This window comes from Kitasatospora sp. NPDC059747, assembly GCF_042732955.1.
GTDB lineage: Bacteria > Actinomycetota > Actinomycetes > Streptomycetales > Streptomycetaceae > Kitasatospora.
Map to the genome: position 1 here is coordinate 59665 of NZ_JBHWGV010000032.1, position 23870 is coordinate 83534.

The 23870-nt window shown below is 72.8% G+C and carries 26 protein-coding genes; 9 read left to right on the forward strand and 17 right to left on the reverse strand.

The annotated features are described in order from the left end of the window. Positions 1–19: 19 nt before the first annotated feature. The 9 genes from ACFV4G_RS16720 to ACFV4G_RS16760 all read right to left on the reverse strand — a co-directional run bounded on the left by ACFV4G_RS16720 (position 20) and on the right by ACFV4G_RS16760 (position 4930). The gene (locus ACFV4G_RS16720; protein ID WP_380440849.1) at positions 20–391 is read right to left on the reverse strand and encodes a fic family toxin-antitoxin system, toxin component; all 372 of its coding nucleotides are present in this window, start codon (positions 389–391) and stop codon (positions 20–22) included. Beyond that, a complete protein-coding gene (locus ACFV4G_RS16725; RefSeq protein ID WP_380440851.1) occupies positions 388–636 on the reverse strand; it encodes a plasmid mobilization protein in 249 nt (82 codons plus the stop codon). Before ACFV4G_RS16725 ends, ACFV4G_RS16720 begins: the two co-directional genes overlap by 4 nt. A 120-nt stretch (positions 637–756) precedes the next feature. Further along, entirely contained in the window at positions 757–1056 is a 300-nt protein-coding gene (locus ACFV4G_RS16730; RefSeq protein WP_380440853.1) for a hypothetical protein, read from the reverse strand. A gap of 15 nt (positions 1057–1071) precedes the next feature. Next, the gene (locus ACFV4G_RS16735; RefSeq protein WP_380440855.1) at positions 1072–1533 is read right to left on the reverse strand and encodes a hypothetical protein; all 462 of its coding nucleotides are present in this window, start codon (positions 1531–1533) and stop codon (positions 1072–1074) included. Between the two features lie 37 nt (positions 1534–1570). Further along, complete coding sequence (locus tag ACFV4G_RS16740; RefSeq protein ID WP_380440857.1) at positions 1571–2032, reverse strand: peptidase inhibitor family I36 protein; 462 nt, start codon at positions 2030–2032, stop codon at positions 1571–1573. Positions 2033–2043: 11 nt separating this feature from the next. Beyond that, positions 2044–2643, reverse strand: coding sequence for a hypothetical protein (locus ACFV4G_RS16745; RefSeq protein WP_380440859.1), 600 nt, complete (start codon positions 2641–2643; stop codon positions 2044–2046). Continuing rightward, entirely contained in the window at positions 2631–3113 is a 483-nt protein-coding gene (locus tag ACFV4G_RS16750) for a hypothetical protein (protein ID WP_380440862.1), read from the reverse strand. The genes ACFV4G_RS16745 and ACFV4G_RS16750 overlap by 13 nt, the downstream gene beginning before the upstream one ends. A 210-nt stretch (positions 3114–3323) precedes the next feature. After that, positions 3324–4586: an RNA polymerase sigma factor gene (locus ACFV4G_RS16755; RefSeq protein WP_380440908.1), complete on the reverse strand. Its 1263-nt coding sequence runs from the start codon at positions 4584–4586 to the stop codon at positions 3324–3326. Further along, complete coding sequence (locus ACFV4G_RS16760) at positions 4583–4930, reverse strand: YciI family protein (RefSeq protein WP_380440910.1); 348 nt, start codon at positions 4928–4930, stop codon at positions 4583–4585. Before ACFV4G_RS16760 ends, ACFV4G_RS16755 begins: the two co-directional genes overlap by 4 nt. Positions 4931–5130: 200 nt before the next feature. Here ACFV4G_RS16760 and ACFV4G_RS16765 point away from each other — a divergent pair, with 200 nt between their 5' ends. Then, positions 5131–6591 (forward strand): DHA2 family efflux MFS transporter permease subunit, encoded by a 1461-nt coding sequence (locus ACFV4G_RS16765; protein WP_380440865.1) that lies wholly within the window; start codon positions 5131–5133, stop codon positions 6589–6591. Here ACFV4G_RS16765 and ACFV4G_RS16770 read toward each other — a convergent pair. The 3 genes from ACFV4G_RS16770 to ACFV4G_RS16780 form a co-directional block, all read right to left on the reverse strand. Beyond that, positions 6530–7405, reverse strand: coding sequence for a PaaX family transcriptional regulator C-terminal domain-containing protein (locus ACFV4G_RS16770; RefSeq protein ID WP_380440868.1), 876 nt, complete (start codon positions 7403–7405; stop codon positions 6530–6532). The two genes, ACFV4G_RS16765 and ACFV4G_RS16770, sit on opposite strands and share 62 nt — an antisense overlap. Positions 7406–7467: 62 nt before the next feature. Further along, positions 7468–8355 carry a fumarylacetoacetate hydrolase family protein gene (locus ACFV4G_RS16775; RefSeq protein ID WP_380440871.1) on the reverse strand — a complete coding sequence of 296 codons (888 nt, stop codon included), beginning with the start codon at positions 8353–8355 and terminating at the stop codon, positions 7468–7470. Positions 8356–8492: 137 nt separating this feature from the next. Then, positions 8493–8912: a RidA family protein gene (locus ACFV4G_RS16780; protein ID WP_380440874.1), complete on the reverse strand. Its 420-nt coding sequence runs from the start codon at positions 8910–8912 to the stop codon at positions 8493–8495. A gap of 95 nt (positions 8913–9007) precedes the next feature. Between ACFV4G_RS16780 and ACFV4G_RS16785 the strand changes: the two genes are divergently transcribed. The 5 genes from ACFV4G_RS16785 to ACFV4G_RS16805 all read left to right on the forward strand — a co-directional run bounded on the left by ACFV4G_RS16785 (position 9008) and on the right by ACFV4G_RS16805 (position 15074). Beyond that, positions 9008–9490 carry a cupin domain-containing protein gene (locus ACFV4G_RS16785; RefSeq protein WP_380440877.1) on the forward strand — a complete coding sequence of 161 codons (483 nt, stop codon included), beginning with the start codon at positions 9008–9010 and terminating at the stop codon, positions 9488–9490. After that, positions 9490–10389, forward strand: coding sequence for an acyl-CoA thioesterase (locus ACFV4G_RS16790; protein ID WP_380440880.1), 900 nt, complete (start codon positions 9490–9492; stop codon positions 10387–10389). Before ACFV4G_RS16785 ends, ACFV4G_RS16790 begins: the two co-directional genes overlap by 1 nt. Before the next feature lie 218 nt (positions 10390–10607). Then, the gene (locus ACFV4G_RS16795; RefSeq protein ID WP_380440883.1) at positions 10608–12281 is read left to right on the forward strand and encodes an AMP-binding protein; all 1674 of its coding nucleotides are present in this window, start codon (positions 10608–10610) and stop codon (positions 12279–12281) included. Beyond that, positions 12278–14653 carry a bifunctional salicylyl-CoA 5-hydroxylase/oxidoreductase gene (locus ACFV4G_RS16800; RefSeq protein ID WP_380440885.1) on the forward strand — a complete coding sequence of 792 codons (2376 nt, stop codon included), beginning with the start codon at positions 12278–12280 and terminating at the stop codon, positions 14651–14653. The genes ACFV4G_RS16795 and ACFV4G_RS16800 overlap by 4 nt, the downstream gene beginning before the upstream one ends. A 4-nt stretch (positions 14654–14657) precedes the next feature. Further along, positions 14658–15074 (forward strand): acyl-CoA thioesterase, encoded by a 417-nt coding sequence (locus ACFV4G_RS16805; protein ID WP_380440887.1) that lies wholly within the window; start codon positions 14658–14660, stop codon positions 15072–15074. Here ACFV4G_RS16805 and ACFV4G_RS16810 read toward each other — a convergent pair. Together ACFV4G_RS16810 and ACFV4G_RS16815 are read right to left on the reverse strand one after the other, a co-directional pair. Further along, a complete protein-coding gene (locus ACFV4G_RS16810) occupies positions 15051–16115 on the reverse strand; it encodes a YncE family protein (protein WP_380440889.1) in 1065 nt (354 codons plus the stop codon). The two genes, ACFV4G_RS16805 and ACFV4G_RS16810, sit on opposite strands and share 24 nt — an antisense overlap. 107 nt (positions 16116–16222) lie before the next feature. After that, entirely contained in the window at positions 16223–16960 is a 738-nt protein-coding gene (locus ACFV4G_RS16815) for an SDR family oxidoreductase (RefSeq protein WP_380440891.1), read from the reverse strand. A 153-nt stretch (positions 16961–17113) separates the two neighbouring features. Here ACFV4G_RS16815 and ACFV4G_RS16820 point away from each other — a divergent pair, with 153 nt between their 5' ends. Further along, positions 17114–17686, forward strand: a complete 573-nt coding sequence (locus ACFV4G_RS16820; RefSeq protein ID WP_380440892.1) for a TetR/AcrR family transcriptional regulator — start codon at positions 17114–17116, stop codon at positions 17684–17686. Between the two features lie 16 nt (positions 17687–17702). On the opposite strand, the gene ACFV4G_RS16825 is transcribed toward ACFV4G_RS16820, so the two are convergent. Further along, positions 17703–18353 (reverse strand): TetR/AcrR family transcriptional regulator, encoded by a 651-nt coding sequence (locus ACFV4G_RS16825; protein ID WP_380440894.1) that lies wholly within the window; start codon positions 18351–18353, stop codon positions 17703–17705. A 108-nt stretch (positions 18354–18461) separates the two neighbouring features. Here ACFV4G_RS16825 and ACFV4G_RS16830 point away from each other — a divergent pair, with 108 nt between their 5' ends. Together ACFV4G_RS16830 and ACFV4G_RS16835 are read left to right on the forward strand one after the other, a co-directional pair. Then, on the forward strand, positions 18462–19475 hold the full coding sequence (locus ACFV4G_RS16830) for an alcohol dehydrogenase catalytic domain-containing protein (protein WP_380440896.1): 1014 nt from the start codon (positions 18462–18464) through the stop codon (positions 19473–19475). Between the two features lie 20 nt (positions 19476–19495). After that, positions 19496–21940: an NACHT domain-containing protein gene (locus tag ACFV4G_RS16835; protein WP_380440898.1), complete on the forward strand. Its 2445-nt coding sequence runs from the start codon at positions 19496–19498 to the stop codon at positions 21938–21940. A 27-nt stretch (positions 21941–21967) separates the two neighbouring features. Here the strand turns inward: ACFV4G_RS16835 and ACFV4G_RS16840 are convergent, their stop codons facing one another. Both ACFV4G_RS16840 and ACFV4G_RS16845 read right to left on the reverse strand, forming a co-directional pair. Next, a complete protein-coding gene (locus ACFV4G_RS16840; protein WP_380440900.1) occupies positions 21968–23122 on the reverse strand; it encodes an oxygenase MpaB family protein in 1155 nt (384 codons plus the stop codon). Between the two features lie 196 nt (positions 23123–23318). Continuing rightward, complete coding sequence (locus ACFV4G_RS16845) at positions 23319–23654, reverse strand: hypothetical protein (protein ID WP_380440902.1); 336 nt, start codon at positions 23652–23654, stop codon at positions 23319–23321. Positions 23655–23870: the final 216 nt, after the last annotated feature.

A 23870-nucleotide genomic window follows, 5' to 3' on the forward strand; every position in this document is an offset into this window, starting at 1 on the left:
CCCGACCCGACCGTCCGCGTCAGCGGTACCAGGTCCGGATCACGGCGGCGGTCTCGCGGATGTCGGCCTGCCCGTCCCGGATGCGGGCGGCGAGTTCGGCCGCGGACTTCGGTTCCACGGTGACGATCACGCCGGAGGCGCTCAGGTAGGCGGCGGCGACGACGGCCGCGAAGTGCTCGTTGGCGAACTCCAGCGGCGGGACCCGGATGAGCTGGTGCATGAGCGCGGCCGCGCGCTGGTGCGCGCCCGCGTAGACCGGCACCTCCATGACCTCGTCGACGTGGCGAGCCACAGCGGCGGCGAGGGTCCCGTAGTCGGTGACGTCCGGATCCGCCGGGAGGAAATGGCGGGCGATGTCCAACAGCCACGCCCGGTCGATGCGCAGGATCACGCCGCGTCCGCCGTCCCGGGTCGGCGCGCAACGCTCTCGGGGTAGGGGCCGAACTCGGCCTCGAAGGCCGGCGCCCAGGCCTGGGAGAAGTGCGCGGCGGCGGTCAGGAAGCGCTCGCGCTGCTCGTCGGCCTCCTCCGCCAGCACCTTGCGGGCGTAGTCTGGCAGGCTCATCCCCGCCGCTTCCGCCCGCCGTTCGAGCGCTTCGTGGACCTGGTCGTCCAGCCGGACGTTCAGCTGTTTCATGCCGGACAGCGTAGCGATCCGTACAAGGCGCTACAAGCGGCGCGCCCGCCACGCCACGCGCCGGACGGCTCCCCTCCCGGCGCGAACCGGGAGGGGGCCGTCGTCAGACAATGACAGCTGTCACTCGGGCAGTTGGCGCTTCAGGAGGAAGTTCCAGCGGTCGCCGGTGTAGGGGTTCACGGGGGCGACCACCTCCCAGCCCTCCTTGCCGAGCTTCTCCAGGTCGCCGACGGTCTTGCCGCCGGGCTGGGCGAGGGCCCAGCGGTACTCCCAGTGCGGGGTCGTGGCCTTGGGAGCCGCCGGGGTGGTGTCGGCGGTGGCCGCCACGGTGCCGGCCGCGGCGAGCAGCACGGTGGCCGCGGCGCCGATGGCGGCCCGGCCGAGGTAACGGCGGGGGGATCGAGCAGGGGCTTCGTTCATGGGGTTCACGGGCTCCTAGGTGATGGTGATCGAGAAGGCGACCTGGGCCTTGGTGCCCGCGCTCGCGGTGACCAGGTCCGGCCCGGCGTGGCCCGCGGCGGTCAGCTGGGGAGCGGTGGCGTAGCCGTCCTGGTCGGTGGTGACGGCGGCGTCGTCCTTGCCGTCGGGGAACTTGAGGCCCGGGCCGGGGGTGGAGAACGCGATGGTCGCGCCCTTGACCGGCTTGCGGTCCTTGTCGACGGCCCGGACCTTGAGGCGCACCGGCACCTGCTGGCCGCTCTTCACCTTCTGGTCGTCGCCGTCGACGGCCCACAGGCGTTCCACCTTGGCGGTGGTGGCGTCCACGCCACCGGCACGGACGCTGGGGGTGGATGGGGCGGGCGCGGACTGGGCGGCCTGGCCGGCGGTGGCGGTCAGGACGACCCCGAGCACGGCGGTGGCCACGGCCGCCGCCGTGCGCTTGAGGGGCAGGCTCACGAGCGTTCCTCCTTTGAGGAGTCGGACGGGTCCGGGGTCAGCACGGCTTGAACGACTTCAGCGCGTCGTTGGGCTTGATGTGGTCTTCCTTGCCGAGGGACGCGAACTCGTGCGAGGCGCCCGTGAATCCGGCTCCCTCGTACCAGCAGTAGTGCACCGGGGAGTTGTTGACCCAGGACGAGACGCCGGCGCCCCCGGTGAAGGACCCGCCGTTGGTGAACTTGATCCGCTCGATGTTCTCGACCTGGCTGCCGGGCAGGACGGCGATCGCGCCCCACGTGTAGTCGAAGCCGCCGTAGATGCACAGCCACCCCGCCGGACACGGCGTCGCCTTGCTCTCCTTCATCTCCGGGTTCAGCAGGTGCACACCGGGCGGGTTGGCGGTCTGCGGCCCGTCCGCGGCGGCGGCCGTGCCGCAGGTGAGGGCAGCGGCACCGGCCAGGGCGAGGGCGGCCCTGGCCAGGCGGGCGCCCCGGCGGTTGACGGTCATGACGGTCATCTGGCTGGTCCTCACTTCGAGTCGGGCAGGGTCTCGGTCCACACGGCCTTGCCCTTGAGCGGAGCCTCCTCCGTGACCGGCCCGACGCGCTGGTAACGCTGGGACTTCTTGTCGCAGTCGAGGATCCGCTCGTAGTAGCCGGTGACCTGCACGGTCTCGATGCCGACGTACCGGGTGTAGCCGACGCCGGGGCCGGCGACCAGCCGGATCTCGGTCTCCTTCTCCACCGAGTTGGTCTCGGCGAAGGCGAAGCCGTAGGAGGCGGAGAACTTGCTCTGCACGCTGGCCGAGAAGATCCCGAAGCTGGCGCTGGCCTCGGTGCTGATCTCGTAGCCGAGGTCGACCTTGTGGGAGAACTTCTTGGTCACCGACTCCTTGGTCTTGACCGTCTCGTCCAGCGGCTCGGGGCCCTTGCGGTTGTCGAGCGTGAACTTGTCGGCGATGTCGCGCTTGAACACCGGGTCGCCGACCGGCTCGAAGTGCCACTTGCCGTCGCACTCGACGGTGGGCTGCTGCGCAACCGCCGCCTGGGGCACCGCGAGCAGCGGGACGGAGGTGGCGAGCAGCGCGGCGGCGAGGGCGGCCGCGCGGGAGCGGTTCAGGAGTTCCACGGCGTCCCCAGGAGCTTCATGTCGGTGGCCTTGTCGGTGCCGTCGGCGGTCCACCAGACCTGGGCGTTGGAGCCCTTCTGGATGTCGAAGTCGGCGTGGACGCTCTCCTTCGACTTGACCTGCCGCCACTCGATGTCGTTCATCCCCTTCATCGACGCGGCGCACTTCTTGAGGTCGGCCGAAGTACCCTTTCCGCCGTCGCAGTTGTAGACGACGAGCGACAGATCGCGGTACGCGCGGCCGGTGTTGGTGAAGGTCAGCCGGCCGCCCGCGGCGGTCGGGCACCACGTGACGGTGCCGCCGGTGATCTGCATGTCAGACCCCGCCGCACCGGTGCAGGCCGGTTCGGCGGTCGGGGTCTGGGCGCCGACCGCCGGGGCGCCGGCCGAGATGGCGAAGACGGCTGCGGCTCCGGCCGCCGCGGCGATGATGCGGCCGCGGCGGGCGGGCGCGGGTGGTGAGTGGAACACGGTCCTCCCAAGTCACAAGTGATCCCCGGGACTTGACTCCCGGGGTCGAGCACCGTGCCTAAGTGGGAGGAGCTGCTCGGAGTAACGGATGATCACCCTCCCGGTGATCATCGGACGAACCGATGTTCCCGTCGATCTTGGCCGACCTGCCGGTTTGCGATCTTCATCGAATGCGCGTCCGGGACCTTGGAGTCGTCTCCGTCGGACCACTCACCCCCCGACCTCCGCCAGCCGCCGCCGGAGGTAGCGCCGCTCGGCCGCGCTCGCCGTCAGGCCGAGCGCCTCGCGGTACGCCGCCGCGGCCTCCGGCCGGCGGCCCAGCCGGCGCAGGAGGTCGGCCCGCGTCGCGGGCAGCAGGTGGTACCCGGCCAGCCGGGGATCCTCGGCCAGCCGCCCCACCAGGTCGAGGCCGACCGCCGGGCCCTCGGCCATCGCCCGCGCCACCGCCTGGTTCAGCGCGACCACCGGCGAGGACGTGAGCTCCGCGAGCAGCCCGTACAGCCGCGCGATCAGCGCCCAGTCGGTGTCCGCGGCCGTGGGGGCGGTCGCGTGGCAGGCGGCGATCGCCGCCTGGAGCTGGTAGAAGCCCGGCCGGGCGGCCCGGCGCGCGGCCGTGTCGAGGACGGCGCAGCCCTCCGCCACCAACGCGGCGTCCCACCGGCGGCGGTCCTGTTCCTCCAGCGGCACGAGCTCGCCGGCCGCGTTGACCCGGCCCGCGCAGCGGGCGTCGTGCAGCAGCATGAGCGCGAGCAGGGCGAGGGTCTCCGGCTCGTCGGGCATGAGTGCGGACAGCAGGCGGGCCAGCCGGATCGCCTCGGCGCAGAGGCCGGTGCGGATCAGTTCGGCGCCCTCGGTCGCGCTGTAGCCCTCGTTGAACAGCAGGTAGAGGACGGCGAGGACGCCGGCGGTGCGCTCGGGCAGGAGGTGGCCGGGCGGCACCCGGTACGGGATGCCGGCGTCGCGGATCTTGGCCTTGGCGCGGACGAGCCGTTTGGCCATGGTCTGCTCGGAGACCAGGAAGGCGCGGGCGATCTCGGCGGTCGTCAGCCCGGCGAGGGTGCGCAGGGTGAGCGCGACGCGGGCCTCCAGGGGCAGCGCCGGGTGGCAGCAGGTGAAGATCAGCCGCAGCCGGTCGTCGGCGATGCCGCTCTCGTCCGCCTCGTCCGCGCCGCCGCCGTCCGCCGGGGCCGGCCCGGGGTCCGGGTCCATGGCGACCTCCCGGAGTTTGGCGGCCTCGGTGCGGGCGCGGCGCAGCCGGTCGACGGCCCGGTTGCGGGCCGTCGTGATCAGCCAGGCACGCGGGTTGTCGGGGACGCCGTCGCGGCCCCAGCGCTCCAGCGCCTTGGTGAAGGCGTCCTGCGCGCACTCCTCGGCGAGGTCCCAGTCCCCGGTCCAGCGGATCAGGACGGCGACGATGCGGCCCCACTCGGAGCGGAAGGTCTCGGCGACGGCGTCCGCCGCGCGATCGGTCAGCGCTCCCAGATCGGTCTCACCTCGATCGTCCCGTGCCGGGCGCCGGGGATCTTGGAGGCGATCTCGATCGCCTCGTCGAGGTCCCGGGCGTCGACCATGTAGTAGCCGCCGACCTGCTCCTTCGTCTCCGCGAAGGGTCCGTCGGCCACCAGCACGTCGCCGTCGCGCACGCGGACGGTGGTGGCGTCGGCGGTCGGCCGCAGGCGCTCGCCGCCGAGGAGGACGCCGCGGCGGCCCATCTCCTCGCCGAAGGCGGTGTACTCGGCGAGCATCGCCGCGCCCTCGTCGGGGCCGAGGGCGCCGATGGCGTTCTCGTCGGTGCAGATGATCAGCAGGTATCGCATGTCGTCCTCCTCGCAACAGTCCTTGGACCGAGTGGACCGGAGTCCCGGAATCGGTCGGTCACAGATGGGACGAACGGGACGAAGCCGGATGGACCACTCCATCGTCCGACGTCACCGCGCACCCGGCCATCGCTGTCCTCCGGACGCGTTCCCGTTCGTCCCACCCGTGCAAGCCACCCACCCCGAGGAGGTGCGTCCCGATGACCACCGCCACCGCGCAAGCCGCCCCCGCGCGGCCGGCCCGGCAGGCCTGGACCCTGGTCCTCGCCTCGCTGGGCGTCTTCATGACCGCCCTCGACACCCTCGTCGTCACGACCGCCCTGCCCGCGCTGCGGATCTCCCTGCACGGCGGCCTGTCCGACCTGGAGTGGACGGTCAACGCCTACAACCTGTGCTTCGCCTGCGCGCTGCTCACCGGTGCCGCGCTGGGCGACAGATTCGGCCGGCGGCGGATGTACGCCGTCGGGCTGGCCGTGTTCACGGCGGCCTCGGCCGCGGCCGCGCTCTCCCCGACGGTCGGCGCGCTGATCGCCGCCCGGGCCGTGCAGGGCGCGGGTGCGGCGCTGGTGATGCCGCTGACGCTCACCCTGATCAGCGCGGCGTTCCCGGCCGGGAAGCGCGGCATGGCGATCGGCCTGTGGGGCGGCATCGCCGGGCTGGCGGTGGCGGCCGGTCCGGTGGTCGGCGGCGCGGTCGTGCAGGGGATCAGCTGGCACTGGATCTTCTGGCTGAACGTGCCGATCGGCCTCGCCCTGATCCCGCTCGCGGCGACCCGCCTGCGCGAGAGCTTCGGTCCGCGGCCGCGCCTGGACGTACCCGGGTTGCTGCTCGCCGGGGCCGGGTTCTTCGGCCTCACGTGGGGGCTGGTCCGTTCGAACACCGTCGGCTGGGCGAGCGGCGAGGTGCTCGGGTCGCTGCTCGCGGGCGCGGCCGTCGTCGGCGCGTTCCTGTGGTGGGAGCGGCGGGCCCCGGCGCCGATGCTGCCGCTCGCGATGTTCCGGCGCCGCAGCTTCTCCGCGGCCAACGGCGTGAGCTTCTTCCTCTACGCGGGCCTGTTCGGCGCGCTGTTCCTGATGGCGCAGTTCTTCCAGACGGCGCAGGGCCTCACCCCGATGCAGGCGGGCCTGCGCCTGCTCGCCTGGACGGCGGCGCCGGTGGTGGTCGCGCCGCTCGCCGGACGGCTGGCCGACCGCTATGGGAACCGGCCGTTCATCGTCCTCGGCCTGCTGCTCCAGGCCGGCGGGCTCGCCTGGGTCGCCGGGATCGCCCAGCCGGCTTCCGGCTTCGCCGCGCTGGGCGTCGCCCTGGCGATCGCCGGGATCGGCACCTCCCTGGTGTTCCCGACCGTGGCCAACGCCGTCGTCGAGTCGGTCGACGACCGGGACGTCGGCATGGCGGCCGGCACCAACAGCGCGATGCGCGAGCTCGGCGGCGTCTTCGGCGTGGCCGTCCTGGCCTCCGTCTTCGCCCGCCCCGGCGCGTACTCCTCGCCCGCCGTGTTCGTCGACGGCTTCACCACGGCGCTGTGGGTGGGCGTCGGATTCTCCGCCGTCGGCGTCCTGGTCGGCCTGTTCGGCCTCCAGCGCAAGGCCCCCGCGCCTACTCGGCGTGGATCACCGACAGTGCGTGTTCCCGCGCGCCCGTACTCAGCATCGCGTTGAGCTCGTCGAACAGGGCGCCGGCGCTGACCCCGTTCCAGCCCGGGGGGAGCAGCGAGAGCGGCAGGCCGGGGTCCCGGTACGGGAGGCGGCGCCACTGGGTGAGCATCGGGACGTAGACCCGGAAGGCCTCCAGCGGAGTGACGCCGGAGGTCTTCACCCGGTCCAGGACCGGGCGGTGGCGGGCGAGGAACTCCGCGTACAGCTCGGCGAGTTCGTCGAGGTCCCACCAGCTGCGCACCTTGGAGCGCAGGTCGCCGAAGGCGTAATGCTCGCCACTGAAGATGTCGACGTAGGCAGCGAGCCCGCGGCGCTCCAGGGTGCGGCGGGTCTCGGCGGCGAGGTTGCCCGGCGCCACCCAGACGCCGGGCGCCGCGGTGCCGAGGCCGAGCCGGGTGAGGCTGGTGCGCAGCTCGTGGCGTTTCTGGCGCTCGGACTCGGGGACGGAGAAGACGACGACGATCCAGCCGTCCTCGGGCACGGCGCGCACGCGCTCGAAGATGCGGGCGTCGCCCTCGGCGAGCGTCTCCAGCACCGACGGGACGAGCGCGTACCCGGCGGCGCCCCCGTGCCGCCCGCTCTCCAGGACGCCACGCCGCTTGAGGCGGGAGATGGACGAGCGGACGGCGGGCGGCTCGACGCCGAGGTCGCCCATCAGCCGGACCACCGACGCGACGGAGAGCCAGTTCTCCTCACCGCGCGCGTACAGGCCGAAGGTGGTGGTGATCAGGGGGCCGTGCCGCGCGTCGCGGCCGGCCGCGGGGGACTCCTCGTGCCCGGCCGTCACAGGTGCGCTCTCCTCGTCTCGGGCCGGCATTGTGGATCAAGCCCGGTGTTGATCAAGCTCGGCCGCGGGCAGCCTATCGCCTCTGCGGGTCATCACATCAGCGACGTCCGCACGACCCGGTTGCGCAGCTCGCCGAGCCCGTCGACGCGCGTGACGACGACGTCCCCGTCGCGCAGGAAGACCTGCGGGTCGCGGGCGCTGCCGATGCCGCTCGGGGTGCCGGTGAGCAGGACGTCGCCGGCGCGCAGCGTCATCCCCAGGCTCAGTTCGGCGATCAACCGGGCGATCGGGAAGGCCATCCGGGCGCTGGTGGCGTCCTGGCGCGGTTCGCCGTTGACCTCGCAGCGCACGCGCAGGGCGCTCGGGTCCGGCACTTCGTCGGCGGTGGTGAGCCAGGGGCCGAGGGGCATGGTGGCGTCGATGCTCTTGCCCTTGAGCCACTGGCCGCCGTGGGCGCGCTGGAGGTCGCGCTGGGAGACGTCGTTGGCGACGAGGTAGCCGAAGACGTGGCCGAGGGCCTCGGACTCCGGGATCGAGCGGCCGTCGCGGCCGATGACGAGGGCGATCTCGGCCTCGTAGTCCCACTGGGCGGAGAGTTCCGGGTCGTAGGCGATGTCGTCGGCCGGGCCGATGACGGTGTCCGGGCCCTTGGTGAAGAACGTGGGCCGGTCGGGCCGCCCGGCCGGGTCCTGGCCGCCGCGCTTGCCGCGGGACTCCTCGAAGTGGTCCCAGTAGTTCCACCCGGTGCACAGGATGTCGCGGTTGAAGTGCTGCAGCGGCGACTCCAACCGCACGTCCGCGAGCGCGACGACCGGCGCGTGCGCCACCGCGGCCCGCGCCGCCGCCAGGCCCTCCGGCCCGCCGCGCACGAGGACGTCGACCGTGCCGAGCCACTCGGGCAGCAGGGCCAGGGCCTTCGCGTCCTCGTCGACGGCCCCTGCGCGCGGCCGGCCGTCGACCGTCAGGGCTGCGAGCTTCATCGTTGCGGTACCTCCGTTGCGACCGTCAGGGAAGATCGATCCACCGTGCACTCGTCACGGCGCCCGGTTCAGGTGCCCGATTCGCGGCGATCCACTCGCGCTGCCCGGTGCGCGGTGCTCCACCCCCGCAGATCGGCTCACGCCGCGGGCCGCACCAGCCGCTCGTCCGGGATCACCGCGACCCCGAGGATCTCGATCAGCGCCTCCGGCTGCCACAGCGCGGTGCAGCCGATGCCCGCCATCGCCGGGTAGACCGGGCCGGCCAGTTCGCGCCAGACCTCGCCGATCTCCTTGCCGTGCGCCTGGTAGTCGGGGATGTCGGTCAGGTAGATCGTCACACTGACCAGGTCCTCCGGCTCGCCGCCCGCCTCGCGCAGGGTGGCGAGGACGTTGCCGAAGGCCTGCCGGAACTGCTCCACGATGCCGCCCGGCACGATCCGCATGCCGGCGTCGAGGGCGGTCTGCCCCCCGAGGTGGAGGATGTTGCCGGCCAGCGTCCCGTGCGAGTAACCGCTCGGCTTCGGCAGGGAGCTCGGGTTGACGGGCACCGGCGTCATGCGGCCTCCATCGTGTGTCGGGGCGAGATGTATTGACACTAGATGACGGTCGTGAAAAAAACGAGATACCGATCCCGAGAAACGGAGCCGTCCGCATGGAGCCCGATCTCAGCACGTACCAACTCGACGGCGACAATTCGATGTACCGCCTCCCGAGCGGTCTGGTCGCCCCCGTCGTCACCCGCCGCGGCATGGAGGACCCGGGCACCGCCGACTCCGGCGGCGCCGTACGGATCTCGGGCGTGAGCATCCAGCACACCCCCGCCCGCCGGCTCTGGTTCGGCCAGGTCAGCAACGAGCCCGGCTACCGCTCGGTGACCCACCACCACGGCGAGGCCGAGACCGGCGGCTACGTCCTGGAGGGCCGCGGCCGCATCTACTTCGGCGAACGGTTCGAGGACTACATCGACATGGAGCAGGGCGACTGGGTCTTCGTGCCCCCGTTCATGCCCCACATCGAGTGCAACCTCTCGCGCACCGAGCGCCTCGTGTGGATGACCACCCGCACGCCCGAGAACATCGTCGTCAACCTGCCGGACGTCGCCGACGACGACCTGCGCGACTGGACGGACCGCTGATGGCCGCCGATCCCACCTCCGAGGCCTTCACCTCGGCCGTCACCCTCAAGCCCGCCGAGCCCGAGCACTTCGACCTCGCCTTCACCGCCACCACCCAGCCCTGCCCGTGGCCCAAGGCCTACGGCGGCGACCTCGTCGCCCAGGCCGCCGCCGCCGCGATGCGCTCGGTGACGGACGGCAAGTCGCTGCACTCGATGCACGGCTACTTCCTGCGCCCGGCCGACATGGGCGCCGACGTCCGCTACGAGGTGGAGGTCCTGCGCGACGGCCGCGGCTACAGCACCCGCCAGGTGCGCGGCTACCAGAACGGCAAGCCGCTGTACGTCTGCCTGGCCAACTTCGCGGCCGGCGAGCCCGGCGGCACCTTCGCCGCCGGCTTCGACGGCTCGCTGCCCTCCCCCGAGAGCCTGCCGAGCTCGGCCGCCTACCTCGCCGACCGCACCGGCGGCACGATGACCGACGCGTCCAAGGCGTACTGGTCCGGCGGCCGCAGCTTCGACATGCGCCACGTGCCGGGCCCCGTCTACCTCACCGTCGAGGGCGAGCGGACCCCCCACCAGGCCGTCTGGATCAAGCCGTTCGACCACCTGCGGCCCGTCGAGGGCCTCACCGACGCGCAGCGCGACCAGGCCGCCCTCGCCTACGTCTGCGACTACACGATCCTGGAGCCCGTCCTGCGCGTGCTCGACCTCGCGTGGGCACGGCCCGGGCTGGTGACGGCGAGCCTCGACCACGCCATGTGGTTCCACCGGCCGGGACCGGTGGACGACTGGCTGCTGTACGTGCAGGAGGCGGTCGCCGCCGACAGCGGACGCGGGCTCGGCACGGGCAGGTTCTTCACCCGCGACCACCGCCACCTCGCCACCGTCGCCCAGGAGGGCATGATCCGCACCACCTGATCGTGCCTGTCTTCGAACCCCCGCCTGCGTGGCGACGCCTGGGCACGCACCTCGCCGCGTTGTCGTCGGTCGCCGATGCTCCGCATGGAACTCCCTCCTCCGCCTTGCGATGCACGCACCCAGACGCCGCCACGCCCGCCCTCCGGGCGGACGGCGGGGGTTCGAAGACAGGCCCGCGGTGCCCCCACCGCCAGCGAGTTCCCGGAAGGACCCGTCCGTTGTCCCTCTCACCCTCGGCCCACCAGGACACCTTCACCCGCGACCACCTCCCGCCGGCGGACCACTGGCCGACGATCGAGTTCACCACGCCGGAACTGCACTACCCGGACCGGCTCAACGCCGCCACCGAGCTGATCGACCGCCCGGTGGCGGAGCACGGCCCCGACCTCCCAGCCCTCCGCACGCCCGACGGCGAGACCTGGTCCTACGGCCTCCTCCGGCGCCGCGCCAACCAGGTCGCCCAAGTGCTCACCGAGGACCTCGGCCTCGTGCCCGGCGGCCGCGTGCTGCTCCGCTCGCCCAACACCCCCTGGGCGGTGGCCGCGTGGCTCGGCGTGCTCAAGGCGGGCGGCGTGGCCGTCACCACGATGGCCGCGCTGCGCGCCCGCGAGCTCGCCCCGATCGTCGAACGCACCAGGCCCGCCGTCGCACTCGTCGACCACCGCCACACCGAGGAGGTCGAGCGGCTCCAGAACGCCTCCCTCGTGATCGTCACCCACGGCGCGGACACCCCGGACGACCTCCTCGCCCGCACCGCCGCCAAGTCGGGCGAGTTCACCAACGTCCCGACCGCCGCCGACGACGTCGCCCTGCTCGGCCCGACCTCCGGCAGCACCGGCGTCCCCAAGATCACCATGCACTTCCACCGCGACGTGCTCTCCATCGACCACACCTTCGGCCGCCCCCTCCTCGGCCTCGGCCCCGGCGACACCGTCGCGTGCTCCGCGCCGCTCGCCTTCACCTTCGGCCTCGGCATGCTCGTCGTCTTCCCGCTGCGCGCCGGCGCCTGCGCGCTGCTCACCGAGTCCGCCACCCCGCTCCAGCTCGCCGGACACGTCGAGCGCCACGGCGTCACCGTCCTCGCGACCGCCCCCACCGCGTACAAGGCGATCCTGCGGGAGGAGCAGGAGCACCGGCTCGCCGGGCTGCGCGTCGCCGTCTCGGCCGGCGAGCACCTCCCGCAGACCACCTGGGAGCAGCTGCGCGACCGCCTCGGCCTTCGCGTCATCGACGGCATCGGCGCCACCGAGCTGCTGCACATCTTCATCTCCGCCGTCGGCGACGACATCCGCCCCGGCGCCACCGGCCGCCCGCTGCCCGGCTACCGGGCCACCATCCTCGACCTCGACGGCCACGAGCTCGGCCCCGGCGAGCCCGGCCGGCTCGCCGTCATCGGCCCGGTCGGCTGCCGCTACCTGGACGACCCGCGCCAGGACGAGTACGTCGTGGACGGCTGGAACGTCACCGGCGACCTCTTCCACCGCGACGCCGACGGCTACTTCTACTACCAGGCCCGCAGCGACGCCATGATCGTCTCCTCGGGCTACAACATCGGCGGCCCCGAGGTCGAGGCCGCCATCGACACCCACCCGGACGTCGTCGAGTCCGGCGTCGTCGCCAAGCCCGACCCCGAACGCGGCTCCGTCGTCTGCGCGTTCGTCGTCCTGCGCGACGGCGTCCCGGACGGCGAGGCGGCCGCCGCCAAGGCCAGGGAGATCCAGGACCACGTCAAACAGGTCCTGGCCCCCTACAAGTACCCGCGCGACGTGCGGTTCTGCGACGCCCTGCCCCGCAACACCAGCGGCAAGCTCCAGCGCTTCGTGCTGCGCCGGCTCGTCGCGGACGGCGAGCGCAGCGGCGGCAAGGCCCCTGCCGAGAAAGGAACCCAGTGAAGATCGCGATCGTCGGCGGCGGCCCCGGCGGCCTGTACCTCGCCGCGCTCATGAAGCAGCTCGACCCCGCCCACGAGGTCACCGTGTGGGAGCGCAACGCGCCCGACGTCACCTTCGGCTTCGGCGTGGTCTTCTCCGACGAGACGCTCGGCGGCATCGAGAACGCGGACGCCGAGTTCGCCGCCGCCATGGCCGACCGCTTCGCCCGCTGGACGGACATCGACATCCACGTCGGCGGCCGCACCCACACCGTCGGAGGCCAGGGCTTCGCCGCCATGAGCCGCCGCGAGCTGCTGCACCTGCTCCAGGAGCGCTGCCGCGGCCTCGGCGTCGACCTGCGCTTCGGCACGCCCGCGCCGGACACCGCCGCGCTGCGCGCCGGGCACGACCTGGTCGTGGCCGCCGACGGCGTCAACTCGGCCGTCCGGCAGGCGAGTCCGGAAGCGTTCGGGCCCACGCTCGACACCCGCCGCAACAAGTACATGTGGCTCGGCACCGACCTGGTCTTCGAAGCCTTCCAGTTCTTCATCAAGCAGACCGAGTGGGGGACCATGCAGGTCCACGGCTACCCCTACTCCGCCACCGGCTCCACCTTCATCGTCGAGATGCACGAGGACGTGTGGCGCCGGGCCGGCTTCGACACCGGCCCCGACCTCCCGCCCGGCGCCTCCGACGAGCCCGCCGTGGAGCGGATCCGCGCCCTGTTCGCCGACGAGCTCGACGGACACCGGCTGTTCGCCAACAACTCGCGCTGGCTCAACTTCACCACCGTGCGCAACGAGCGCTGGCACGACGGCGGGCTCGTCCTGCTCGGCGACGCCGCGCACACCGCGCACTTCTCGATCGGCTCGGGCACCAAGCTCGCCATGGAGGACGCCCTCGCCCTCGCCGCCTGCCTGCACGAACACCCCACGCTGGACGAGGCGTTGACGGCCTACGAGGCCGAGCGCCGCCCGGTCGTCGAGTCCACCCAGCGCGCCGCCCAGGCCTCCCTTGAGTGGTTCGAGAACATCGGCAGGTACACCGGCCAGGAGCCCGTGCAGTTCTGCTTCAACCTGCTCACCCGCTCCCGCCGCATCACCTACGACAACCTCCGCACCCGCGACCCGCACTTCGCCGACCGCGTCGACGAGACCTTCGCGAAGGCGCAGGGCGCCGACAGCGTCGTCCCGGCGATGTTCCAGCCCTTCCGGCTCGGGCCGCTGGAGCTCAAGAACCGCGTCATCGTCTCCCCCATGGACATGTACTCCGCCGTCGACGGCCTCCCCGGCGACTTCCACCTCGTCCACCTCGGCTCGAAGGCGATGGGCGGTGCCGGCCTGGTCATGACCGAGATGGTCTGCGTCTCCCCCGAGGGCCGCATCACCCCCGGCTGCACCGGCCTGTGGAACGACGGGCAGCGCGACGCGTGGCAGCGCATCGTCTCCTTCGCGCACGCCAACTCGACCGCCCGGATGGGCCTCCAGCTCGGCCACTCCGGCCGCAAGGGCTCGACCCGGCTCATGTGGGAGGGCATGGACGAACCGCTGGAGCAGGGCAACTGGGACGTCGTCGGACCGTCCGAAGTCCCCTACGGCCCCGCCTCCGCGACACCCCGCGAGCTCACCCGCGCCGAACTCGACCGGATCACCGCCGAGTTCGTCGCCGCCGCCCGGCGCGGCGCGGAAGCCGGCTTCGACCTCCTCGAACTCCACTGCGCCCACGGCTACCTGCTCTCGTCCTTCCTCTCCCCGCTGGCCAACCACCGCACCGACGAGTACGGCGGCCCGCTGGAGAACCGCCTGCGCTACCCCCTGGAGGTCTTCGACGCCGTCCGCGCGGTCTGGCCCGCCGACCGCCCGGTGATCGTGCGCATCTCCGCCACCGACTGGGCCCCCGACGGCAACACCGAACACGACGCCGTCGAGATCGCCCGCGCCTTCATCGCCCACGGCGCCGACGGCCTCGACGTCTCCACCGGCCAGGTCACCAAGGACGAACGCCCCGCCTACGGCCGCTCCTACCAGACCCCGTACGCCGACCGGATCCGCCACGAGGTCGCCGCCGTCACCGGCACCGCCGTCATCGCCGTCGGCGCCATCGCCTCCTACGACGACGTCAACTCCATCCTCATGGCCGGCCGCGCCGACCTCTGCGCCATCGGCCGCACCCACCTCTACGACCCGCAGTGGACGCTGCACGCCGCCGCCGAACAGGACTACCGCGGCCCGGCCGCCGACTGGCCCCTCCCCTACCGCGCCGGCAGCCGCAAACCCCCCACCTCCCGCACCGACGCCATCCGCCCCCGCCTCACCCTGCTGCGCGCGGAGGACCCCGACCACACCGTCCACCTCCGCTGGACCCCGCCCCGTGAACCGGCCCCCGTCTCCTGAGCCGGTGGACGGTGCGCGCTTCGCGAGTACCGTCCACCGCGGCCGCGTCGAGTGGATGGACACCGACGCGGCCGGCCACCACCACAACACCGCGATCGTGCGCTACGTCGAGGCGGCGGAGGCCGAGTTGATGCGCACCCACGGCATCACCGGCTACTTCGGCGCGGCCCCGCGCGTCCGCTACGAGGCCGACTTCAGCGCGCCGCTGTGGTTCGGCCAGGAGGTGACGACCGAGCTCACCGTCGAACGCATCGGCACGACGTCCATCACCCTCCGCTTCGAGATCCGCGCGGAGGACGGCCGACTCGCCGCCTCGGGACGGTACGTGGCGGTGCACGTCCCCCGCGGCGAGCGCACGAGCACCCCGTGGCCCGCCGCGTGGGTCGAGGCCTGGTCGTCAGGGAAGGGGGATCACGTGTAGCCGCGCCTGGTAGCCGCCGTTGGACCCGCCGGCGACGAGGGCGTCCGGCCCGACGGCGAGGCCGCTGAGCTGCTCCTCGGCGACGGTCGTGCTCTCCTCCGGGACGGTCTCGCCGGTCGCGGCGTCCACGGAGAGGATCTGCGCCTTGTTCGGGGCGTTGTCCTTCACCGCGTAGAACCGGCTGCCGTCCGCCCCGGCCCGGGCCGTGTTCACGGTCGAGCCCTCGGGGGCGAGCGTGACGTGCCGGCTCACCGTGTCGGTCGCGGGGTCGATGAGGTCGCCCCGGCCGGACGAGCCCCCGTCGACGGCGAAGAGCCGCGTGCCGTCCGGGGAGAAGGCCAGGTCGAACTCGGCGGCCGAGACCGTCCCGGCCACGGTGCCGACGAGGGTCGGGCCGGCCGTCCTCCAGTGCTGGATGCCGCTTGAGGTGCCGATGTACAGGTCCCGCCCGCCCGGCCGCACCACCGGGGCACCCGCGCCGCTGGAGGGCAGCGGGACGGAGCCGGTGAACACCCGCCGAGCGGTGTCGAAGGTCAGCATCCGGCCCGGGCCCGGCTTCTGCTTGTAGTGCATCGGCCCGCGCTGCGACACGTACACCGTGCCGCCGTCCGCGCCGACGGCCAGCCCGAGCGCCGGGCCGGCGCTCCAGCGGGCCGGGCGCGGCTGGTCGGGCAGCGCGACGGTCGCGAGCACGGCCCTCCCCGCGGTGTCGACGACGACGAGCCGCTGCCCGTCCGCGACGTACAGCCGCGAACCGTCCGCGCTGAGCGCGGCGTTGACGCCCCACTCCAGCGCGCCCAGCCCTACCCGCCCCCGCGTCGCGCCCGTCCGGACGTCCACCGCCTTGACGCTCACGCTGCCGTCGCTCTCGACGGCGACGACGTACAGCGTGCCGCCGTCCGGGCTGACGAGCGGCACCGGCCGCTCGCCGCTCACCGTCACGACGGTCTCGCCCGCGGGCGCGGCCTGCGCCGCCGCGGTGCCCGTCGGTCCGAGCACGACGACGGCCGCCAGAGCCGCGATGCGCATCCTCCTGGACATGCTTCTCCTCCCCTTGCTGCGTATGCGATCCCCCAACGGGCACGCTAGCGGACGGAGTTGACATCTGTCAGTCAATTCTCCGCTTGAGGAGAAGGTGTGATGGACAGTCAGGCCTGCGCGGTGGGCCGGACGACGATCTCGCTGACGTCGACGCCCTCCGGCTGCCCGATCGCGTAGCCGATGGCCGAGGCGATCGCCGACGGCGGCATGGCGATCTCGTCGCGCTGCCGGGTCATCGCGGCGGCCGCCTCGGGGCTCGCCCCCTTGCCGACCCCTTCGGTATGGGTGAAGCCGGGCGAGACGAGGGTGACGCGCAGATCGGGCCCGGACTCCTGCCGCAGCCCCTCGGTGAGCACCTTCACCGCCGTCTTGGTCGCCGCATAGACGCCCTGCGGCGACTTGACGACATACGCGGCGGTGGACGCGACGTTGACGAACTGGCCGGAGCACTGGCGACGGAAGACCGGCAGGGCCGCCCCGATGCCGTTGAGCAGGCCGGTGATGTGGGTGGCCACCATGGCGTCCCAGTCGTCCTGGCGCAGGTCGTCGAACGGCGAGACGGCCATCGTGCCCGCGTTGGAGACGAGGACGTCGAGCCGGCCGTACCGCTCGACGGCGGTGTCCGTCAGCCGCTGGAGGTCCTCGCGGCGCGTGACGTCGACGATGACACCGACGGCGGTGCCACCCTTCGCCGTGATGCCGTCCACGACGGCGGCCAGCCGGTCCTCGCGCCGGGCCCCGAGCACGAGCCGGGCGCCCTCCTCGGCGAGGTGCGTCGCGGTCGCCTCGCCGATGCCGCTGCTGGCGCCCGTGATCGCGATGACCTTGCCCTGGATACCCGACATGATCGGCCCCTTCCCCTGGCTGCGTGCGGGTCGTCACCACGACCCACAGTGAAAGCGGAGATGCCCCCACTTATTCCCACGCTAAGTGGGGATGCCTCCGTTTAGCAAGTCGATAGGCTGCCGCCAGACCTCCGGGAAGGGATGGCACCACCGATGAGCGACGTAGCGCCGCGACCGCTGCGGGCCGACGCGCAGCGCAACCGGGAGAAGATCCTCACGACCGCCGTGCGCGTCTTCACGACGGAGGGCCTGGACGCCCACCTGGAGCGCATCGCCAAGGAGGCCGGCGTCGGCAGCGCGACGCTGTACCGCAACTTCCCCACCCGCGAGGCCCTCGTCGAAGCGGTCTACCGCAACGAGGTGGCCCACCTGTGCGAGGCCGCCCCCGCCCTGCTCGCACAGGAGCCGCCCGTAGCGGCCCTGCGGGCGTGGACGCGCCTCTTCCTGGACTACGTCACCGCCAAGTACGGCATGATCGACGCCCTGCGGGCGATCGCCGCCACCGGGAACAGCCCCTACGGGCACAGCCGGGAGATGATCCAGGCCGCCATCACGTCGCTGATGGACGCCTGCACGGCCGCCGGGGCGATCCGCACCGACATCCGGCCCACCGACGTCTTCGCCGCCCTCGAAGGCATCGCCCTCACCTCGGCGGGCACCGAACACCGGCCGCAGGCGGAGCGCCTGCTCGACCTCGTGCTGGACGGCCTCACCGTCCGTCCGTAACGCCTCGCGGGCGGCCTCAGGCGGCGACCAGCGCCAGCCGGATCCAGCGCTCGGCCTCCGCCGTCGCGACCGTCACGTCGAACGCGTCCGGGTCGGTGGCGCCCTGGACGACGAGGCCCTTGACCAGGCCCACCATGGCCAGCGCGAACGCCCCGGGGTCCAGCGCCGCCCGCACCTCGCCCCCGGCCACGCCGTGCCGGACGACGTCGGCCACCCACGCCCGCGTACGGGCGTCCAGCTCCGCGACCGCCGCCGTCAGCTCGGACGCCCCCGCGAGCGCCTCCGCCCCGAGGACGACGAACGCCCGCCCCAGGTCGGTGGGCTTCCGCACCCCCTCCAGGCACCCCCGGACGAATCCGCACAGCTCGTCCACCGCCCCGGCACCGCTGCGCTCGGGCGCGGCGGCGGCCATCGCCTCCGCCAGCGCCTCCTCCTGCAGCCGGGCCAGCAGGGCGGCCTTCGAGCCGAAGTAGTGCGACGCCAGCCCCCGGCTGAAGCCCGCCTCCTCCCCCACCCGCGCGAGCGTGACGCCGGCACTGCCGTGCTCGGCGATCAGCCGGGCCGCGGCGGCGATCAGGGCGGCCTCGGCCTGGGCGCGCCGCTCGGCCTGGGTGCGGCGGGACGGGGTGCCCGGAGAAGCGGCGTCCGGACCATCGTGCGTGGGCATGGCACCATGCTAGTGTCGAACTTGCTTGTTGACCAACAAGTAAGTGTGCGGGGCGGGCCCGGAGACGATCCCCCGGCCGCGCCGCCCCCGTCGGAAGGGAAGATCCGGATGACCGCCACGATGCTCGCCGGCCGCCTCGACGTCACGAAGGGCACGTTCGCCGTCGAAGAGGTGCCCGTCCCGGTGCCCGGCCCCGGCGAGGTCCTGATCAAGGTCGAGGCGGCGGGCGTCTGCCTGTCCGACGTCCACCTGATCGACGGCACCCTCAAGCCCTTCTACCTCCCCGGCGACAAGGTGACCCTCGGCCACGAGGTCGCCGGCACCGTCCACACCCTCGGCGAGGGCGTCACCACCGCCGCCGTCGGCGACCGCGTCCTCCTCCAGGCCGGCGAGCACCGGGGCGGCGTCGTCTTCACCCGCGGCGTCGACTACGACGGCGGCTGGGCCGAGTACAGCCTCGCGACCGCCACCACCCTCGTGCCGATCCCCGACGAACTCCCCTTCGAGCAGGCCTGCTTCATCCCCGACGCGGTCTCCACCCCGTGGGCCGCCATCACCGCCACCGGCGCCGTCCGCCCGGCCGAGGCCGTCGGTGTCTGGGGCGTCGGCGGACTCGGCGCCCACGGCGTCCAACTCCTGCGCGCCATCGGCGCCTTCCCCATCGTCGCCGTCGACCCCCTCCCCGCCGCCCGCGAACGCGCCCTCGCCTTCGGCGCCGACGCCGCCCTCGACCCCCTCGACCCCGGGTTCGCCGCCCAGCTGCGCGAGGCCACCGGCGGCCGCCCGCTCGCCGCCGCCTTCGACTTCGCCGGCGCGGCCGCCGTGCGCGAGCAGGCGATGGCCGCCCTCGGCGAACGCGGCCGCCTGGTCCTGGTCGGCCTCACCGACCAGCCCCTCACCATCACCAAGGGCACCATGGTCAGCTTCCTGCGCCAGGAGATCCGCGGCCACTACGGTTCCCAGTCCCAGGACGTGATCGACCTCGTCGCCCTCACGCGCGGCGGCCGCCTCGACTTCTCCCGCTCGGTCAGCGGCACCTTCCCGCTCGCCGACGCCGCCAAGGCCGTCGAAGCCCTGGAACAGAAGGCGGGCAACCCGATCCGGCTGATCCTCAAGCCCTGAGGGAATGTCATCATGACGGCGTGACTGACTCGGTGCACAACAACCTTGACGGACAGGTCACGGGGAATGTGATCCAGGCGCACACCGTCAACAACTACGCGCCCCCTTCGCCCGCCGAGGACGAACTGGCCAGACACGTGCTCGTCCAATGGGAAGACGAGGCCAACGCCCGCCGGTTGACCGGTTCCGTACGCATGCCGGTTCGCTGGGACGCACGGCAACTCGGCGCCCTCGAAGAGCCGATCGACACTGACGAGGCACTCTCCCGGATCCGGACGCTCGACCCCGCCCGGCTGGTCATCACCGGACCCGCCGGAGCGGGGAAGTCGTCCCTGGCAGTGCTCCTCGTCCTCGACCTGCTGCACCACCGGAAGTCGGGGGATCCCGTTCCCGTCCTGCTGTCGCTCTCGGGCTGGACGCCCAAGAAGAACCTTCAGGACTGGGTCATCGAGCGCATCCAGCAGGACTACCGGGCCGCGGCGCGCCCTGCGTGGAATCACGAGGTGCAGTCGCTGGTCACCGGGAAGAGAGTCATCCCCATCCTGGACGGCCTCGATGAGCTCATGTCCCTCTCCGGCCAGGAGGTCGTCCTCGGAATCGACGGCTGGCGCGCGAACACCAAGGTGCCCCTGGTCCTGCTGTCGCGGCCGGAAGCGATCGAGAAGATTCCCCCGGACTCCGAGCTCCGGCACATCCCGGTGATCCAGGCCTGTCCGATGTCCCCGGAAGCCGGACGGCACTATCTCACCGGGAAATGCCGTAAGGACCAACTTCCCCAGTGGGAAGAAGTCTTCGAGCAGATCACACGAAGTCCTGACGGACCCGTCGCAGCCGCCTTCTCCTCGCCCCTGATGCTCTGGCTCGCGACGAAGGTCTACGCGAGCGGGGCCCGAGATCCTCGCGAACTCCTCGACTCCGCGAGGTTTCCGACACGCGCGGACGTCGAAGGCCACCTCCTCGACGAGTTGATCCCCGCCGTTTACTCGCGGGCCCCGGCATCCGCCTCCAAATCCAAGCCCGTCCGCCGGTGCAGTGTGAAGGACGCCCGGACGTACCACGGCTTCCTGGCCCGGCAGTTGATCCGCCGCCGGACCCAGGACATCGCGTGGTGGCAGCTGCGCGGCGTGGTCACGCATCCCCTCGCATGGGGCGGCATCGTCCTCACGGCCGTCCTGGCGCTCCTCTCCCTCGACCGGCTCCTGTGGCCCGGCACCACCACCGAAGCGATCGACCTCGTCGCCGAGTTGGCCACCATCTCCACCGTCCTCGGACGCACCACCGCCCGGCACCTGTTCCCCGGCCTCGACGGCCGCCCGCGCCGGCCGGCCGCACCCAGGATCCAGGTCATCATGGCCCTGCTCGCCGCAAGCCTCGTCGGTGCGGCAACGGTCGTTCCGGGCGGCGTCCCCGCGGTCGTGCCCACCGTCGCCCTGCCCACGCTGTCGGGCCTCCTCCTCACGCGGCGGGCCGAGTACGACACGGCCACGAAGCCCAGGATGCTGCTCGCCGACGAACGGCGGATCGCCCTGATCGAGGCGGCGGTCGTCGCACCCGCCATCGCCGGGCTCTCGATGGCGGTCTTCTCCCAGACCCACGACAGTCCCCTCATCCCCACCGTGTCCTTCCTCACCGCCTGGTCCTGCTCGGCCCTGGCCCTCGTCGCGATGAGCCGATGGGGGCGCTGGACCGCCACGCGGGTCGAACTGTGGCTCTTCGGGCGCCTTCCGTGGGACGTGATGGGTTTCCTGGAGGACGCACACGGACTGGGCCTGCTGCGCCAGGTCGGCGGCGTCCACCAGTACCGGCACACCGAACTGCGCCGGCGCCTCGCCGGAGCGGACGCCGACCGGTCCGCGGCCGAGGCGTGGACACCGCGCACCGTCCTCATGCGCAGCAGCGCCCACACCGTCCGCACCGTGTGGTTCCTCGCCCTCGACCTCGCCATGCCGGTCCTCGCGTACCTCGCCGTCGCCTCGCCGCTCACTGCACACGACGGCCCGAGAGCGGACTGGCAGCAGAGCTGGGACCTGTTCCGCAGGCACCAGTTCCAGTTCGTGGGGGTGACGGTCACGCTCGTCCTGACGGCGGTCGCCCTGTGGGCCGTGGCCACGAGGCTCCGGATCGACGCCGAGACGGTCGAGATCAACCGGGGCCGCAAACTTCGAGTGCGGTGGGAGGACGTGACTGCGGTGCGGGTTCACGGGACCGACGGCGACGTCCTGCCGAACCAGTACCACGTCGCCTTGGAGCTCAAAGAGGGCCTGACCGTCCCGAAGGCCCTCACGGACTCGAAAGGCTGGGCCCGCATCTGGGATCTCGGCCCGACCCGCGCCCTCCCCCTCGACCTCGAAGCCGCCCTCGCCTACTTCGCCGGCGACCGCTGGAAGGGCAGCGGTGACGGGTGGGACCACCGACAAGGTCCCTCTGACGCCCTGGAGGAAGCCGGCCGTCGGGCCCGGCCCTGAGCGGGCGGGGCCCGAAAGGCTGGGGCGTCAGCGGTTGTCGTGGAGGTCCTGGTGCATCTGCGGCTGGTCGTCCTGGTCGTGGGTGAGGGCGTACCGCTCGACCTTGCTGAACGCCTCGGACACGGCTCCGAGGATGTCCTTGTAGGGATTGACGCCCGTGACCTGCTTGGCGGCGCCGCCGAGCAGGCCGCCACCGATGCCGCTGACGATGCCGTGGCCGGCGGCCGCGACCTTGCCCGCCTCCGACAGCGGCGTCCGGTCCAGGCCGGCCATGTCGGCGTACTTGTCGGTGAGGGCGACGCGGGAGAGGGCGAGGTAGGCGTCGCTCATTCCCGGCTTGAGGAAGTCCCGGTAGAACCTGACGGCCTGGGCGGTCATGAAGACGCCGTCCTCCGACTTCCGCCATTCCCGGTCGCGTTCCTGGTTCCACAGCCGTTCGAGCTCATCGGCGTCCTTGGGCAGCTGCCACCTCTCCGGGGTGCCGAGGTAGTGGTTGACGTAGTGCCAGGCGCAGACGAAGCCGCGGGCGTCGTCCTTCGACACATCGATCCCGAGGTTCCGCATGGCCTGCAGGATCTGGGTGCTGAAGACGCAGGCGGCGCCGGTCGTGTACTTCTGCGAGACCGGCTCGCCCCACTTCGCGTAGTCCCACTCCCCGCTCTTCTTGTGCAACTGCCGCACCGAGGCGTGGACCAGGCGCACCTTGGTGACGTTCGCGGCCAGGGTGCCGTTGCGCAGGGCGTCCTTGTCGCCCATGTCGATGAACAGCCGGCTGGACTGCGAGAGCCGTCGGCCTGGCCCTTCCACGCCGCCCAGGCGGCCGGTCGAGCGCAGGGTGAACGCGCCGGTCGGGGAGAGGTAGGTGCCGATGAGGCCGACGGTGCCCTGCAGCATGGACGCCTCGCCGTGGTGGTGGGCGAAGAAGCCCTCGGCGGCCTTGACGTCGGCCTCGCTCCAGTCCGGCGGCGGCGCCGCCGCCTCGCGCAGGAAGTCGGCCAGCCGGTCGGGCAGTCGGGAGAGGTCCTGCCCGGGCTTGAGGGTGCCCACGGTACGGAAGAGGGCGTTGACCCCGTCGATCTCCCTCTTCTCGATCAGCTCCGAGACCAGGGCGTCGGCCTCCGGGTCCCCGACCGTGCTCGCTGCCTCGAGTTCGGCCGTGACCGTTGCGGCTGTCAGTGCCACCAGCAGTACCTCGTTTCTGGGGTTCGGGTGCGTCCCGCGCCACGAGGCAATCGAGTTCGTGCTCGCATGATGCCCTGGCGGCAGCGGGTGTGCGCGAGCGTACTGTTCATCAGGCATACGGACGATCGCTCGAATGGGGGACCCCGGCGCGCGCCCTGTCCGCAGGGGGCGCACACCAGGGAAGCGTGAACTCGCGCTACCCCGCCGGGACCGGGCGGTGCGGGAGGTCGGTGGGGTTGTCGGGGCCGAGGGAGAAGGTCGGGGCGGGCGTCGGGTGCATGGGCGGCGGGGTGGTCACGGCCGTGCTCGGGGCGGTCGGCATCGTCGTGGGCCGTCCCGTGGCGGTGGGCGTCGGCGCAGCAGGCGAGCTGGACGGGCTCGACGCCGTGGACAGCGTGGACGGCGTGGACGGCGTGCCCGTGACGGCCGGTGTCGGCGACGGAGTCGGCGGCGCAGCCGTGGAGTTGCACGCGGCGGTGGCCAGCGCGAGGAGCAGGGTGCCGGCGGCGATGGTGGCGGCGGGTCGCTTCACGGGGCGGGGTCTCCTGATCGTCGGGGGTCGCCGCTTGGACGGTGCGGCCCCCGAACCGGTTCCGCAACGCCGGTTCCGCAACGCCGGTGCCCGGGCCCCCCCCCGTGGGGGCCGGGGGGGGCGCCCCGCCCCGCCCCCCGCCCCCGGGCGTTGGCGCGCCGGGGGGCGCCGCGACTGCAGGGCGGGGCGGGTGCTCGGGCCGGTCAGCGGCAGCGG